This is a genomic window from Chryseobacterium contaminans (assembly GCF_001684955.1).
GTDB classification, from domain to species: Bacteria; Bacteroidota; Bacteroidia; order Flavobacteriales; family Weeksellaceae; genus Chryseobacterium; species Chryseobacterium contaminans.
On record NZ_MAYF01000366.1, the window covers coordinates 1 to 14,751 of the forward strand.

Genomic DNA, 14,751 nt, shown 5'->3' on the forward strand with positions numbered 1-14,751 from the left:
TACCTGCACTGCCCAACAGTATTTTTCCTAAAAAAATAAAAAGAATTTTCAAAGATGGGCAAGAACAGCTATGGGCTGGTTATGTATTAGATAGTTTTTTAATCAAAAGAAAACCCCAAGATGCTGTAGTGCTCATGGGAATCACAGAAAGAGACCTTTACCCTATACCTGAATGGAATTATGTTTTTGGATTAGCATCCTATGAAAACGGTGTTGGAGTAACTTCAATTTACAGATTTGCGAACGGACATTTAACGGATTCTAACTTTAATGAAAGTCTGTTAAGGCTTATGAAGATCAGCTCCCATGAAATTGGACATATGTTTGGAATCACTCACTGTCTCAATGCCAATTGTGTAATGAATGGGACCAATACTCTTTCTGAAACTGATTTTCATTATGCAAGAGCCTGCTCGCTTTGCCAGAGAAAACTCAACTCCAGCATTTCTTATAACAACAAAAAGAGATTGCTTGAATTAAAAGGGTTCTTTGAAAAGCATCATCTTAATTCAGAATTTGCCCGTACTCAACAGGATCTCAACCTGCTCCAATAAACTTATTTTATTTTACAAACCTCATATTCCCCTCCTCTGGAGGGAATGACTCACGCAGATTTCGCCAATCACGCAGATCTTACCTATTCAGGTATAATCATTAATCTGCGGGAATAAAATAAAAAAGAACGGATCCAAGTCCGTTCTTTTTATATGTATCACAATTTTGTTTCTTATTTTCTCTTCAGATCCAAGTCATCAAAATCAAAACTGAAATCCGTAACATCGGAAATCGGTTTTAGTTTTGCAGACTGAGCTTTTCCGTTTTCATCATAATCAAATATAATATAAGCATCCGCATCATAGCTTCTGTCATCCCATTTAATGATGAATGAATTATTGGAATAAGGAAGCAGCTCTCCTTTTAACCTTGGTGAGTTTTTACATGAAATTCTGTAAGTGCTTCCCTGTTGAGCAATCTCCACATCACCGAACCAAACGTCATTATAAGTTCCTGTAAACTGTTCTGCTTTGGGCTGAAGTGCTTTTTCTTTTTTAAAGGCATCTGATTTTGCAAAAGCCTCTTTCTTTTGTTTATCGAAATCTGCATTCACTTTTGCCATCCTTTCTCCGTATGTTTTCAGCCAGTTTCTGTCTGCTACTCCCAGATAAGAATCTTTCACGGTATTGGTAATGGTATTGAAGGCTGCTCCGGATTGTTGGTTCGTTAATACCACAATTCCTAATTTAAGATCAGGAATTAATGTAAACTGCGTTACAGTACCAATTAATCCACCTGTATGCTGCACTTGTTTATGACCTTTTACATCGCTTAAGAACCAGCCTAACCCATATCCGTAGAAACTAGTGTCATAAGGGTTTTTAGCAGCTACTTTATCCGGGATCTGTAAGCTCCAAAGCTGTTGAACATTTTTATCGGAAACTAATTTCTTACCGTCTTTAGTGGTAAAATTGTTTAATAAGCATTCTGCCCAGGTAGTCATATCTTTAATATTACTCATGATTCCTCCGGCAGCATTTCCGGTTTCATTCCAATCGTGAGGAACAGCAATGGCTTTTCCGTCTACAGGAGCGTGGGCATCAATTTTATTGGTTACAGCTTTAGCTCTGTTATAACTTCCAAAACTTGAAGTCATTCCTACCGGCTTCATAATTCTCTGCTCGATAAATTCTGCCCAGCTTAGTCCGGAGATTCTGTGGATCACTTCACCGGCAACAATGAACATGATATTGTTATAATCTAATTTTGTTCTGAAAGGATTTTCAGGCTTCAGATATCTTACGTTGTGAACAATATCATTCACTGTTAAGCTACCACCTTCCGGGAAAAACATCAGGTCTCCCTGTCCCAGCCCTAGTCCGGCTCTGTGAGTAATCAAATCTTTGATGGTCACATTTTGAGATACGTATGGATCGTACATCTGAAACTCAGGAATGTATTTTGACACTTTATCATCCCAGTTCAGTTTTCCTTCATCTGCAAGAATCGCCAGGGCCACACAAGTGAATCCTTTGGAGTTGGAAGCTATTCCTACCAGGGTATTATCATCCATCGGTTGTTTGGAGGTAAGAGAACGTACTCCAAATCCTTTGGAATAGGTAACTTTTCCGTCTTTTACAATTCCTACAGACATTCCGGGAACGTCAAAAGTTTTCAGGGTATTCTGGATCAGATCATCCAGTTTTTTCTCTTCAACCTGTGCATTCGCTAATCCAACGGTTAAAAGAAAAACAAAAAGAGAAAATTTCTGCTTCATTATTTTTTAATTTTCTCAAATTTAGTAAATAACCTTCTTCCGGGGTAAGAAAATTATGATTTATATGGCAGGAAGATGGGAGATGGAGGCTGGAAGTACTATTGAACATTTAATAAAAGGAAATCATTATAAACTCAATGAGTATTTTAAACGAAAATTTAATAATATTGTCTACGATAACTTCCAGCTTCCCGCCTCCATCTTCCTTACTTTAAAAAATTATTTTTTGGAGATCACATTTACTCCCATTAATCTTCCGCTTCCTTTAAGTTTAAACTCAACTCTTGTGTTTTTAGAAACCGGATCATAAGAACTTAAGCCTGAAAAGTTATCCACCTTATTATTAGACATGAAATAGATTCTGTTTTTATATAAGAATGGGTTCTGATAGTTGTAGAAGTTGTCCACTGGAATATCAAGTTTCACCGCTTTTTTAGTCTGAACATCAATTTCGTTCCAGAACCAGATATCATTTCTGTAGCCTACTCCATGCCCGCCGCTGTAATAAGAAGCCGGAGATGAAGGAATGGTAGTGTAAATTTTATTATTGTAAGCAAAAATTCTGTTGAACTCTGCGGGATGTACATAATCTTTGATATCAATTTCAAAGTTAGGATCAAAAATCGTTTGCCCGTTCTTTATTCTTAAAATCTTTGATGAAAAGGCTGATTCCTGAGCTTTCATATCAGATGCCGCTACCATATAAATATCTTTGGTTACCTCATCAATACTCCATAGAACATGATCTGTGAAAAGCCCAAGGTTGGTAGTATTAGGATATTTGGTAACATTTTCTACCTTTTTTGAAGTCAGGTTATATACAGCAACTGCCACTTCTTTGATAAGTGGTTTTACCTGCCAGTTGGATCCTTTTTTACCGATCTGTAGGTCAAGATACAGTTTGTCATCTCTTTTTATTAGGATTAACTGTCCGGCTGCCTGGTAAGCTGTTTCTCCCGGTTCAAGAACAGCAGGATCAATAGTCTGAGCCAATGAAGAAAGATCAATTTCTCCCGTACGCTGCATGGTTCCCGGATTAAAGGTCTGGATCTTCAGCATTCCTCTTGAACCGTCCCAATAGTATCCTTCTGTTTCACTTACCACAAGATAATTAGGTTCAAAACCATTATTTTGAGTAGCGATGAATCCTTTTGAAGATATATTTCCGGCATTATCCGCCGTAAGTTTAGAAAAACCTTCTTCTGAAGAGGCCGCCCCACCAAGTCTGTAAATATTTTCTCCAAAAGCTTTTCCTCCTGCAGAATATGCAATCTGATAGAAAGGTTTTTTATCCGCTAATGAAAGTTCTCCCTGAGGCAGTGCTGAGAATGAATAAATATTCCCACCCCATCCTGCTGTACTGTTATAAATAATCCAACTGTCTTTCGTTTCTGTTGTTGGCTGCTTCTGTTGATCTTCAATAGTGTCATCGCTGCTGCAATGAGTAAAAAGCAAGAGGCTTAATGCAGATAAAATGATTGAAATCGGTTTTGATTTTCTCATGATTATAATATTAAAAAATTGTATACGTTAATTTTAAATGATAAGATCTTGTAGGCTTCTGTGCGTTATAATTATCGTAAAGTCTCTCATTCGTAAGATTATTTACACTAAAATTAATAGCCAGTTTAGGAGCTGTCAGGAAATAGGTAATTCCTACTCCTACATCCACCATTCCCAGCCTGCCATCATTTGGGATCAGAAGATCACTGGATGCAATAGTGGCTTTGGAAAATAATCCAGGTTCAAGATTTTTCGGTACGGGATATAACAGAAAACGATGAACGTAGTTGATGTTATAATACAGTTCTACTTTATCTTTCATTTTGAAGATATCTGAAAAATTCAATCTCAGATAATGGTTCCCGAATAAGTAAGGAATATTCGGCTGTCTGGCATCTTCCCAAATACTTTCAGAGCCGGAAAGGTTTTTAAGCCTTATATCCTGATAGGTAAAATTAAATCCTGTCTGAATATTTTTTATGGGCTGATAATTGATCTCATATTCCAATCCAAGAATTTGGTTGTCATAATAATTCTGATACCTTCCATAAGGATTATCCGGGATCATGAATATTGTGTTTTTGACGTTTCTGTAGAAGAGGTTTAAACTTGTATTCAGTTTATAATTCGATGAAGTATAATCCAGAACAACATTGACGTTATCGCTTTTTTCCGGTTCAAGGTCAGGATTTTCTTTGATTAAAATTCCGTCTCCGAAAATTTCAGTTTCATCGGGAAGTCGCACCGCTTTTTCATAGGATAATTTCAGAATAAAGTTTTTAGGCTTATAACTGATTCCGGCCATATATCCTGATGCGTTTTTATTGCGATCAGATTCCCAGGTGAAATTATACTTATCCGTAGTATATCCTTTAGAACTGAAGAAATAATTCTTTACGCCAAGCAGAGTTTCCACTTTACGGTCAAGCCAATGAGAAACCAGCCCCAAAGCAGCAATATTTTTATTGTAAATAGCCGGAACTTTAAGAACATCCTCACCGTTTACATTGATGGCTCCATAAGGATCGCTTCCCTTTCTTTTCTGATAGAAATACACATTTCCAAATTCCAGACTATGATTATTATTGATCCGGAATGCAGCATTAAGCCTTGTATGAAACATATTGTAATTCATTTTCATATCATTCCCTTTATTGATCTCACCAACACTGTTTTCATTACTGAAAGTGTATTCTCCCAGCCAATTGTATCTGCGTTTGCTGATGTCTACAAAAGAATTGTTATATCTGGCAAAGGCGGTCATCAAATCCAACTTAAGACGATTATCGAAGAACATCTTTTTATATTGTAGATAACCCGTCACATTATTTTCTTTGGCAAAAGCTTCTCCGTAAGGTTTTCTCATTTCAAGATCATTCTGAATCTCCTTATAGAAATGAGAATAGATAAATCCGACTCTAAAGTCATTCGCCCAGCTTTTATTCCTCACTCCGGTGTAAACTTCCATATACGAAGCTTCAGTATCGTCATGAAACCTTTTCGCTTCCACTTTTTTAAGATTGGCTGTTTCCGGATCTATAACATCCCCCAGAATTTTATAATTGTTTTTGGAAAACACATAACTCGCCTGGGTTCCTATATAAAATAAACTGTCTTTTTTTCCCGTAAATACGGCATTAAGATGAGATTTATATGTACTGAATGAGGCAATCTCATTGGATATTTCAAGGTTGTCTTTCTGTATAGGTTTTGAGATAAAATTGATCCCGCCTCCTAAAGCATCTGATGCCAGTGAAATAGGCATTACCCCTTTGTAAACGTCTACCCTATCCAGCATATTGGGAGATAAAACATTCGGATTAAAGCTATGCCCGTAAAATTCAATCGGGACTCCATCCCTGAAAATTCGGACAGCTTTCCCTTGAAGTCCGCCAAGATTCACCTGAAATCCTGATCCTACACCTCCTTCTGTACGAAGCTTAACCCCGGTTGCCATATTCAATATCTCACCAATATTATTAGCTTGACTTTTTACCGCCTGCATATCGACAATCTTAACACTTAATGGCGTTTCTTTAAGCTTCTCGAGCTTCTTTTTACCTCTGATATAAACCTCATCAATATGGTTTGCATCTGAAATTGTTATTTCGTACTTCTGGCCCGACTGGCAATTGATATCTAATGTATCATTATAAACAACTCTACCCCGATACAATACAGACACCTTTACGAAGCCATCCGAGACCTCAGCAAAATCAACAGTTCCCTGTTTTGAAACCTTTTTCTTTTCACCATTCATTACGACATATACATCCTCATGATTATAATTTTTAATGTTTTTAACCATTAAAGTAATCGGACAGGCTGCCAATGTTAAGGAAGAAAGTAGAGAGGTAAGGAAAAATATACGCTTCATATTATATAGTTTCTAATGCTCCGAAATGCTGGAAAGCAATATTTTTTTCCAATGGATAATACTCGTGGCCTAATATTTTGTTGATAATGGTAGCATTTCTATAAGGTCCCATTCCTAAATCTGAAGTAATAATTCCCTGTGAGTCTACACAGCCGTTCTGCATGAATATTTCATTATCATTAACATCAACGGTATAGTTTTCTGAAGATAATAAGGTTCCGTCATTTTCACTTTTGTTCAGACGGCCTTCAATAGGTTGTAAAAAATGAGGTACTTCATAACGATAGCCTGTTGCCAGGATAAGATAATCTGTATCTACTGAAAATGTTTTCTCTTCTTCAAGATGCCTCATCTTCAGGGTATAATTTTCACCATACTCCATATCTTCCAGCAAACTATTGGTTAATATTTTTACAGGAAGTGGCTGTTCTTCCTTCATCTGCTGATGGTACAGTTCATCATAAATGGTGCTGATCAATTCATCATTGATTCCTTTATACAGAATATCCTGTTTGTTGATCACTTCTCTTCTTTTGGCTAACGGAAGTCTGTTGAAATAGGAAATATAATCCATGGAAGTAAATTCATAAGTGAATTTTGAATTTTCCATTGGAAAGAATCGGTCTGCTGCCGTTATCCAGTTCAGTTTCAGCTCTAAATCCGGTCTGGATGAAAGAAGATCAAAAAATACTTCTCCTCCACTTTGTCCGGAACCTAATACCGTAATGGTACTGCCTTTCTTTATATATTGTTTTCTGTGTAAATATTCAGAAGAATGGAAAATATGTTCTTTTGAGAAGCGCTCCGTTATTTTAGGAACATTAGGAATTGAGCCAACTCCTAAGACAATTTTATCCGTGAGATACACTTTCTTTTCACAATTAATAAGATCAATCACTGAAACTTCATAGCATTCATGAATTTCATTATAATCTATTTCTGTAACGGTGTGGCTGAAGTTCAGACTTTCAATTTGTGAGGCTACCCATTTACAGTAAAGGTTATATTCCATTCTGGTGACATAAAAACTTTCCTTAAAACAGAAACGGAAAATTTTACCTTGCTCTCTTAAATAATTGATATACGTAAAAGGACTTTTAGGATTTACAATTGTTACCAGATCTGCCAGAAAAGGAACCTGTAACGTTGTCCTGTCTATCATTAAACCGCTGTGCCATTCAAATCTGGGTGCTTTATCAAAAAAAATGGTTTTCAGATTATGCTCTTCCAGCAAAGCAGCAAGACTTAGATTGAATGGTCCTATTCCTATACCAATGATATCATATTTCATAAATTATCTTTTTCAGTATTCAAGTGTTGTTATGTTGTGATGTTTATTTTCAGGACCGAGTTTTTGAAGATATCCTCTGTTGTTTCATAGAACTTCTCACGATCAAGGAAAGTAAGGTTGGATGTTTTGTAAGGAAGCGCCAGTGATCTGTTGAATTCACATCCTACTTTGGTAATCAGGTTATGCGTTCCTTTATGAGATGCAGAAGCCTCACCTATCATTCTTGTGAGTTGTGGAAAAGAGAAGAAATACTCCATACACATGGCTAATGCATAAGTTGAGAAATGTGGAATTTTTTCTTTTGCAGGAGCAATAAGCATGTGAAAGCCGTAATCTCCCGGATTGAAACGATAGTATTTACCTACCTCATCTTTTATGGCCCAATACAGCTCTAAAGTAAAAATAGGATTGCCATTCAGAAGGCCAATGTAAGGATGAGAATAATCGACTCCCATGTGTTTGATATAGGCTTCTTCAAATTCCTGCTTATCTACATCCATTTCCCAATACTTTTTAGCGTACTCCATATTAGACCATTCATGAAGGAATTCCATATCCGTTTCCGGATTAAAAGCTCTCAGGGTAATTTCTAAAGTTCCGTTATTGAAATACCTTTTATGCAGGATTTCACCATAATCAGGTTTTATCAGCTTTTTGGAATAATGCTTAGGATTAATCAGGAAATTATGCTGCCTGATATATTCTTTCCAGGTATCTTCATTTACACTGTAAACCTGCTTCAGAAAAAGCCTTGCCTCTATGGTTTCATAAATAAAATTCAGGGCATCACCATAAACTTCCCTCAAAGAATCAATTTCTGTATCTATAATTTGATAAAGAATTTCTTCCTCTATCGAACCCAAATAAGCCAAATGCCTCAGAACCGGATACAAATTATAATAAACAACATGGGTTCTTATAAAACTTTCAGCCTTTTCTCTTCTGACAGCAGATCCGTCTGAAATATATTCATCAAAACCAACATTCACTTTATTAACACTTTGACTGATAAATGTATGCTCGACATTACTGTTATAGATCATTCCTTCCTCAATATACTTTCCTACTGCTGTTTTCAGCAATGAATGGGTATATTCTGAAAACCATTGGATAATAGCAGCTTTCTTATCGTAATTGGATTCTAACGCTATATTCTTCGAAATAAATTCTAACAGATTTTCATTCTCGTATCCGAAAAAATTAAATAAGGCTCCTGCCTTTGCGGAATCTATGAAAGAATCAATACTTTCTGCTATTCTTTGGCCTTTATCAAAATACTCATCAAATTCTTCAGAAAAATATTTGATATAGGTTTCTTCTGGATTTTCTATGGCTGTATTTCCACCATAAACAAGGGAAGTAAGAAATCGATAGGCTTCTTCTGCACTCATCTTAATCACTTCACCCATTTTCTTTTCTCTATAGCCTACATCTTTTCCCAGGTAATGAACTCCGGTAGTAGAAAAATGCTTTACAGGAACAATGAAATACGATTCTTTGCCTGTCATATTAATTCGGATGAATTTACTTTCAGAACAACTGTTCATGAACGTTGACAACTCTTCATCAAACTTTGGTATAAGGTCAAAATAATACCAGTTTTTGCTTTCCAATAAGTATAAACCGACACTCATTATTATTTTTGTTTAGATTAAATAAAAATTAAGACAAATATATACATATTTTGTTTCCGACAAATAAATTATTTAAAATACTGAAAATAGATAATTTAATATATTGAATAACAGTACATTAAATTAAATAATTCAACTTAATTAATACACTAAAAAGTGAATACAAGCTTTTTTTCAATCCCCGTTTTTTAGCTCAGGAATCATTTTTAAGCATTCAAAAAAAATATTTTTAAGGATTAGATAAAAAAACAACGAAAAAACAGAAAATGTCTCAATGTGAGACTTTGTAGAAAATTGTAAGATGCAATGACAGATTTTATATTGAACGGAAAATTTTCAGCCTTATATTGAAAAGCTTAATTTTGTTCCTATTAAAGTGTAATCATTTTAAAAATATGAAAAAGTTGATCCCCTTTCTCCTGCTGTTATTCTTTGCAGCCGGTTTTATGAAAAGCCAGGACAGAACCTCCAATCCTTTTCTTTTGCAGACCTGGAAGCTGACTAATCTGGACAATTATATTTATACTTACGAAAAACAAAATATTTTTAATGCCAAAACACCTGGTTTAAAGTTCAGTAAAAACGGAAAAATTATTGGAAACTTAAGCAAATCGGCCAATGGTTATGACCTTAAAGAAGATTTTCCGGGGAAAGTATCAAAGATGGAGAGGTATATTGGAAGCTGGAAAAAAGTTTCTGATACTACTATTGCCATTGTATTTTCCTCCAATAACAGTATGGATGGAACTTTTGTGATTTCAAGGCTTACTGAAAGCGGATTGAAACTAAGAAAAATTTTCAGTGCTGATGTTGAAAAGAAGCTTGATTCAATACGAAGAACCAAAAGTATTTCCTATTAAAACATAATATCTTTGCATAAGCATAAGGTCCAGGCAAAAAACTTTTCCCAAAGCTTCTTTATATTTGCACTCTAAAACATTAAAAATGGCAATAAACAGACTATTCGGTTTCTTCTTATTGGTAGCGGGCTGTAATTTATATTTTTCACAGGATGTAACCATTAAAGACGATAAGGTTCTTTTGGATGGGAAACAAATTCTGAAAGCAGAAAAGATCAATTCAGCACAATATTCTTTCTTTTCTATGAAAGATGATGAAGAAGTACTGATGTACAAATACATGGATAATGAGACACCAAGTTATATACGAGATGATTACTTTATTCTGAACTTTTTAACAGAAAAGACTAAGATAGAAACTACTGACTTCACAAAGATTGTCAATTTTATGAATTCTAAAAAAGGGATGGAAAAACTGGTAAGGTGGCTTTTAAAGGAAAGAGTACTCAATCAGGATGGAGAACTTAACCCTGAGCGTGTAGCTATATTTAAAGAAAAATACGACGAAAATATCACCCAAAGGACCCTTAGATAATGACAAAAATCCTTCTTCTCTCCGATTCTCATTCCTATATAGATGACAGAATCCTGGAATATGCGTCTCAGGCCGATGAAATCTGGCATTGTGGAGATTTTGGAAGCTTGGATGTTATTGAACAGCTGGAAAAAATAAAGCCTTTAAAGGGAGTTTACGGAAATATAGATAATGCCAAAATACAGTCTGAATTCCCGGAAGTTAATCGTTTTTTCTGCGAAAAGCTGGAAGTTTTAATGATTCATATCGGCGGATATCCTGGAAAATATACTCCGTTAACTAAAAAGGAGATTGCTGAAAAGGCCCCTAAATTATTTATATCTGGACATTCTCACATTTTGAAGGCGATGTATGACGAAAAGAATGGCCTTTTACATCTCAATCCTGGTGCCTGTGGGAAACAGGGCTGGCATAAAGTGAGAACCATGATGCGTTTTGTGGTAGATGGAGAAGAGATCAAAGATCTTGAAGTGATTGAATTGGGACCGAGAGTTTAATAAACCTAACAGGTTTAGAGCCTGAAATAGTAAGCAAGGCATTATTGATACAATAAGAAAATGAAAATTGGAGATACAGTTTCTGTAGTGGATGAAGATTTAAGCGGAATAGTCACTTCCGTGAAGGGGAATATTGTGGTTTTTAAAGATGAATACGGCTTTACCCATCAATATCCTAAAGAAAAACTGGTTCCCAAGAATGCTGATCTTTATGAAAATATCCGGGTGGTAAGAAAAGCAGAGCCTAAAAAGATCATTTCTAAAAAACATCAGAAAAATCATTTGGTTTTAGACCTGCATTTTCATAATTTGGTAAAGAATCCCAATGATTATGACAGCTTTGAAAGATTGTTCATTCAAAAGGAAAAACTGATTGAAGTAATAGAGTTTTGCAGAAAGAACAATTTAAAGAGACTGGAGATCGTGCACGGAATTGGAGACGGAACTTTACAGCGCATGGTTCGGGACGTTTTGGAAAGCCAGGTTGGTATTGATTTTTATAATAAGGAAATACTTCACCATCAATCCGGTGCGGTAATGGTAGAATTTCACTAAATTTGCAGGAATTGAAATATGAACGTACTTAATTTACTTTTTACCAAAGACGGATTAATCTACCAGATTGTGAAAAACAAAAGCATTCTGGAGGAAAAATCTTATTTTGTTACTGAAGAAACACCCGCTAACCTTATTGAGGAAAAGCTGGATGAAGTTCTTATCAAACAGCGTTATGATGAAATCCAGGTGATTTCCGCCCTCAATCATTTTACGTTGATGCCGGAAGGTTTTTCTGACCATGATGCCGGGTTTGACCTGATCTCATTCAATGCCCCTGCTGATAAAGAGAAAGAGGAGCTGATGCTTTCCATCAACAAAAAATTCAACATTCAGTTTTATTATACTTTCCCAAAGAATTATTACAAGAAAATAAAAGAACTGGCTATACCGGTCCATTTTAATTTTTCGGGGGAAAAGTTTTTAAGCTCCATTCACAATAAGAATAATAAAGAGATTCATATTAACCTTTATCACAATCAGTGTGAGTTTTTCGCTATTGATAATAAGAAAATCATCCTTTACAACAATCTGGATGTAAATTCTGAGGTTGATTTCCTTTATTTCATCATGTTCACGTTAAGCAAAATAGGCTTTGGCATCAATGAAACCACCTTTTATGCTTATGGTGAAACCACAGAGAATGAAACTTTCATTTCCGAGCTTCAGAAGTTTGTAAAAAATCTGAAGATCGTTTTTGACAATATTCCTAATAAGAATTTTATACTTAATTAGGTTACAGGTCGCAGGTAACAGGAGTAAAATCCAAAAAGAGCCTGACGCCCATAATCTATTACCTAAACCTAATATAACATGTTCAGAATAATATCAGGCAAGTGGAAAGCCAAAAAAATTGCCGCTCCCAAAAACTTTGAAGTAAGACCAACCACGGATTTTGCGAAAGAAGCCTTATTCAGTATTTTGGAAAACAAATACGATATGCAGTCGATTTCTGTATTGGATCTTTTTGCAGGAATCGGTTCTATTTCTTTGGAATTTGCTTCCAGAGGATGCCAGGATGTAACTTCTGTAGAAATGAATCCAAAACATACTGCATTCATCAATTCCACAGCTTCAGAACTTGATATGGCTCTTCAGATCAATGTACAGAGGGGTGATGTATTCGACTGGCTGAAGAAGTTCAGAAACAAAAAATCTTTCGAAATTGTATTTTCGGATGCTCCATTTGAAATGGAAGAGAAAAAATATTATGAACTGATTTCTTTAGTGCTGAATAACAAGTTCTTGAAAGAAAACGGAGTTCTTATCGTAGAACATCAAAGCCGTATGAAACTGGAACACCCTAATTTAACAGATACCAGAAAATACGGGAACGTGAGTTTCAGTTTTTTTGATCCGAATAAAGAAGATAATCAGGAACTTTAGTTCTTGATTATTTTTTTTGAATTAACCGGAGCTTCTATACCCCATTGGGTAATTGCTTCCAGCACAGGCAACAATGTCTTTCCAAAGTCTGTTAAGGTATATTCTACCATCAAAGGTGGTTTCTCAGTATATACTTTCCTGTCAATAATATTATCCTCCTCCAGTTGTTTAAGCTGAAGGCTCAGTGTTCTTTCTGTAATGGTAGGAATATCTTTTCTCAGTTCGTTATACCTTTTCGCTCCATCAATCAGATGATGTAGAATTACAGCTTTCCATTTTCCCCCTATAAATCTCATCGTTACACTTGTACAGCAAGGGTAAGATTTGTTATCTATTGTATACATTTTTATACTATCATTTTTTACCGTTATTGCAAAGTTAACAAACTTAAATTAATTTTGTAACTATAAAAATGATAGTATAAAATTATGAACTTTTTAGACAAAATGAAAGCACGTTATACTGTGAAAAAGTATAACCCGCAAGGTAATATCAGCGAGGAAAAAATTTCTCAATTAAAAGAAATTCTCAACTTAAGTCCTTCATCCATTAATAGCCAGCCATGGAATTTTGTTTTCGTTAATGATCCGATATTAAAGAAACAATTGGCCGAGAAATCATACTTTAATAAAGAAAAGGTGTTGGATTGCAGCCATTTAATCGTATTTCAGGTATTGAAAGATATAGAAAATTTTGAAGAACAGATTGAAGAAAATCTCCCGGAAGGCGCTGTTAACTATTATCAGACCATGGTGAAACCTAAAGGAGAAGAGGCTATAAAAGCTTGGCTGGGACATCAGGTTTATTTATCATTAGGTGTACTTTTATCCGCCTGTGCAGCAATGGGAATAGATTCCACCCCAATGGAAGGAATTGAACCTGAAAGTTACGATGTCATTCTGAATAATGAAAAATATGAAACACTTTTTGCTGTAGCAATCGGGGAAAGAGATGAAACAGATGCCAATCAGCCTAAGTTCAATCCGAAGAAAAGATTAAAAGCGGAAAAAGTAATTCTGGAAGCTTAATTTTAAACACAATCCACACAAATTCTCATATAACTAGCCACAAACATCTGTGCAAATCTGTGAAATCCGTGGGAAATAAAACTCTCTGATGATGTAAATCAGACAAATCTCATCATTCGCGAGATCTGTGAGAAAAATATTCAGAATAAAATTCATTTTCAAACATAATATTGAGATTGCTTCGCTACGCTCGCAATGACCAATAAAAAAGTCTGCCTCATTATGAAGCAGACTTTTTATTTATAATACTTTAAGTTCTAAATCGATGGTTTTACCGAAGAATTTTTTGGATATCTTTTCAAAATTCTTGGTGATATCGGAAAGATAAAAATGATAATTCGGTTTGTTATTATTCTCGTTCAGAAGATTGTATTTATCAAGGATAATCTTCAGATGATTCGCTACAATATTAGGAGAATCAATAACACGCACTCTGTTTCCATAATATTGTTTGATCTCGTCAATTAATAATGGATAATGCGTACAGCCTAAAATTAAGGTTTCTATATTTTTTAGCTTGTTATTGCTTAAATAATTGTAAATAATAGCATGGGTAATCGGATGGTTTTTGAAACCTTCTTCAATGGCCGGAACCAATAAAGGAGTAGCCAATTCATCAACCTTGATCCATTTATTGTGCTTTCTGATACTCTTTTTATACAACCCGGAATTCACGGTAGCTTTGGTAGCAATAACCCCTACATTATTGTGGATCTCATAAGATACTTTTTCGGCTACAGGATTAATAACATCAATAACAGGAACTTTTCCCGCTACCGACTGCATCACTTCATTCAAAGCATTGGCTGTGGC

General features: G+C 35.2%; 15 protein-coding genes. 8 read left to right on the forward strand and 7 right to left on the reverse strand.

Annotated features, from left to right (window positions below):
* The coding region (locus BBH99_RS21710) for an archaemetzincin (RefSeq protein ID WP_228390872.1) at positions 1-554 on the forward strand (554 nt) is incomplete at its 5' end.
* Between the two features lie 173 nt (positions 555-727).
* On the opposite strand, the gene BBH99_RS21715 is transcribed toward BBH99_RS21710, so the two are convergent.
* From BBH99_RS21715 to BBH99_RS21735, 5 genes are all read right to left on the reverse strand, one after another.
* Positions 728-2,272 (reverse strand): serine hydrolase, encoded by a 1,545-nt coding sequence (locus BBH99_RS21715; RefSeq protein ID WP_066700574.1) that lies wholly within the window; start codon positions 2,270-2,272, stop codon positions 728-730.
* A 219-nt stretch (positions 2,273-2,491) separates the two neighbouring features.
* The gene (locus tag BBH99_RS21720) at positions 2,492-3,775 is read right to left on the reverse strand and encodes a hypothetical protein (RefSeq protein WP_066700578.1); all 1,284 of its coding nucleotides are present in this window, start codon (positions 3,773-3,775) and stop codon (positions 2,492-2,494) included.
* Positions 3,776-3,785: 10 nt separating this feature from the next.
* On the reverse strand, positions 3,786-6,152 hold the full coding sequence (locus tag BBH99_RS21725; protein ID WP_066700580.1) for a TonB-dependent receptor: 2,367 nt from the start codon (positions 6,150-6,152) through the stop codon (positions 3,786-3,788).
* A gap of 1 nt (position 6,153) precedes the next feature.
* The gene (locus tag BBH99_RS21730; RefSeq protein ID WP_066700582.1) at positions 6,154-7,443 is read right to left on the reverse strand and encodes a lysine N(6)-hydroxylase/L-ornithine N(5)-oxygenase family protein; all 1,290 of its coding nucleotides are present in this window, start codon (positions 7,441-7,443) and stop codon (positions 6,154-6,156) included.
* A gap of 29 nt (positions 7,444-7,472) precedes the next feature.
* Complete coding sequence (locus BBH99_RS21735) at positions 7,473-9,077, reverse strand: GNAT family N-acetyltransferase (RefSeq protein WP_066700583.1); 1,605 nt, start codon at positions 9,075-9,077, stop codon at positions 7,473-7,475.
* 395 nt (positions 9,078-9,472) lie between these two features.
* On the opposite strand from BBH99_RS21735, the gene BBH99_RS21740 reads away from it, so the two are divergent.
* The 6 genes from BBH99_RS21740 (at position 9,473) to rsmD (ending at position 12,910) form a co-directional block, all read left to right on the forward strand.
* Positions 9,473-9,937, forward strand: a complete 465-nt coding sequence (locus BBH99_RS21740) for a hypothetical protein (protein ID WP_066700584.1) — start codon at positions 9,473-9,475, stop codon at positions 9,935-9,937.
* An 85-nt stretch (positions 9,938-10,022) separates the two neighbouring features.
* On the forward strand, positions 10,023-10,472 hold the full coding sequence (locus BBH99_RS21745) for a hypothetical protein (protein WP_066700585.1): 450 nt from the start codon (positions 10,023-10,025) through the stop codon (positions 10,470-10,472).
* Positions 10,472-10,969, forward strand: a complete 498-nt coding sequence (locus tag BBH99_RS21750) for a metallophosphoesterase family protein (protein ID WP_066700587.1) — start codon at positions 10,472-10,474, stop codon at positions 10,967-10,969. The genes BBH99_RS21745 and BBH99_RS21750 overlap by 1 nt, the downstream gene beginning before the upstream one ends.
* A gap of 60 nt (positions 10,970-11,029) precedes the next feature.
* The gene (locus tag BBH99_RS21755; protein WP_066700589.1) at positions 11,030-11,524 is read left to right on the forward strand and encodes a Smr/MutS family protein; all 495 of its coding nucleotides are present in this window, start codon (positions 11,030-11,032) and stop codon (positions 11,522-11,524) included.
* A gap of 18 nt (positions 11,525-11,542) precedes the next feature.
* Positions 11,543-12,259, forward strand: coding sequence for a DUF3822 family protein (locus tag BBH99_RS21760; protein WP_066700591.1), 717 nt, complete (start codon positions 11,543-11,545; stop codon positions 12,257-12,259).
* A gap of 78 nt (positions 12,260-12,337) precedes the next feature.
* Positions 12,338-12,910: a 16S rRNA (guanine(966)-N(2))-methyltransferase RsmD gene (gene rsmD / locus BBH99_RS21765; protein ID WP_066700592.1), complete on the forward strand. Its 573-nt coding sequence runs from the start codon at positions 12,338-12,340 to the stop codon at positions 12,908-12,910.
* Here rsmD and BBH99_RS21770 read toward each other — a convergent pair.
* Positions 12,907-13,254 carry a winged helix-turn-helix transcriptional regulator gene (locus BBH99_RS21770; RefSeq protein ID WP_066700593.1) on the reverse strand — a complete coding sequence of 116 codons (348 nt, stop codon included), beginning with the start codon at positions 13,252-13,254 and terminating at the stop codon, positions 12,907-12,909. The two genes, rsmD and BBH99_RS21770, sit on opposite strands and share 4 nt — an antisense overlap.
* Before the next feature lie 84 nt (positions 13,255-13,338).
* Between BBH99_RS21770 and BBH99_RS21775 the strand changes: the two genes are divergently transcribed.
* Complete coding sequence (locus BBH99_RS21775) at positions 13,339-13,938, forward strand: nitroreductase family protein (protein ID WP_066700594.1); 600 nt, start codon at positions 13,339-13,341, stop codon at positions 13,936-13,938.
* 240 nt (positions 13,939-14,178) lie between these two features.
* Here BBH99_RS21775 and BBH99_RS21780 read toward each other — a convergent pair.
* Positions 14,179-14,751: glutamate racemase (locus BBH99_RS21780; protein ID WP_066700596.1), on the reverse strand; the 573-nt coding region annotated here is incomplete at its 5' end.

Coding starts and splice junctions, on each gene's coding strand:
- BBH99_RS21735 (WP_066700583.1), bottom strand. CDS start 9,077: ATGAGTGTCGGTTTATACTTATTGGAAAGCAAAAACTGGTATTATTTT.
- BBH99_RS21725 (WP_066700580.1), bottom strand. CDS start 6,152: ATGAAGCGTATATTTTTCCTTACCTCTCTACTTTCTTCCTTAACATTG.
- BBH99_RS21755 (WP_066700589.1), top strand. CDS start 11,030: ATGAAAATTGGAGATACAGTTTCTGTAGTGGATGAAGATTTAAGCGGA.
- BBH99_RS21745 (WP_066700585.1), top strand. CDS start 10,023: ATGGCAATAAACAGACTATTCGGTTTCTTCTTATTGGTAGCGGGCTGT.
- BBH99_RS21730 (WP_066700582.1), bottom strand. CDS start 7,443: ATGAAATATGATATCATTGGTATAGGAATAGGACCATTCAATCTAAGT.
- BBH99_RS21770 (WP_066700593.1), bottom strand. CDS start 13,254: ATGTATACAATAGATAACAAATCTTACCCTTGCTGTACAAGTGTAACG.
- BBH99_RS21750 (WP_066700587.1), top strand. CDS start 10,472: ATGACAAAAATCCTTCTTCTCTCCGATTCTCATTCCTATATAGATGAC.
- BBH99_RS21775 (WP_066700594.1), top strand. CDS start 13,339: ATGAACTTTTTAGACAAAATGAAAGCACGTTATACTGTGAAAAAGTAT.
- BBH99_RS21760 (WP_066700591.1), top strand. CDS start 11,543: ATGAACGTACTTAATTTACTTTTTACCAAAGACGGATTAATCTACCAG.
- BBH99_RS21715 (WP_066700574.1), bottom strand. CDS start 2,272: ATGAAGCAGAAATTTTCTCTTTTTGTTTTTCTTTTAACCGTTGGATTA.
- BBH99_RS21740 (WP_066700584.1), top strand. CDS start 9,473: ATGAAAAAGTTGATCCCCTTTCTCCTGCTGTTATTCTTTGCAGCCGGT.
- BBH99_RS21720 (WP_066700578.1), bottom strand. CDS start 3,775: ATGAGAAAATCAAAACCGATTTCAATCATTTTATCTGCATTAAGCCTC.
- rsmD (WP_066700592.1), top strand. CDS start 12,338: ATGTTCAGAATAATATCAGGCAAGTGGAAAGCCAAAAAAATTGCCGCT.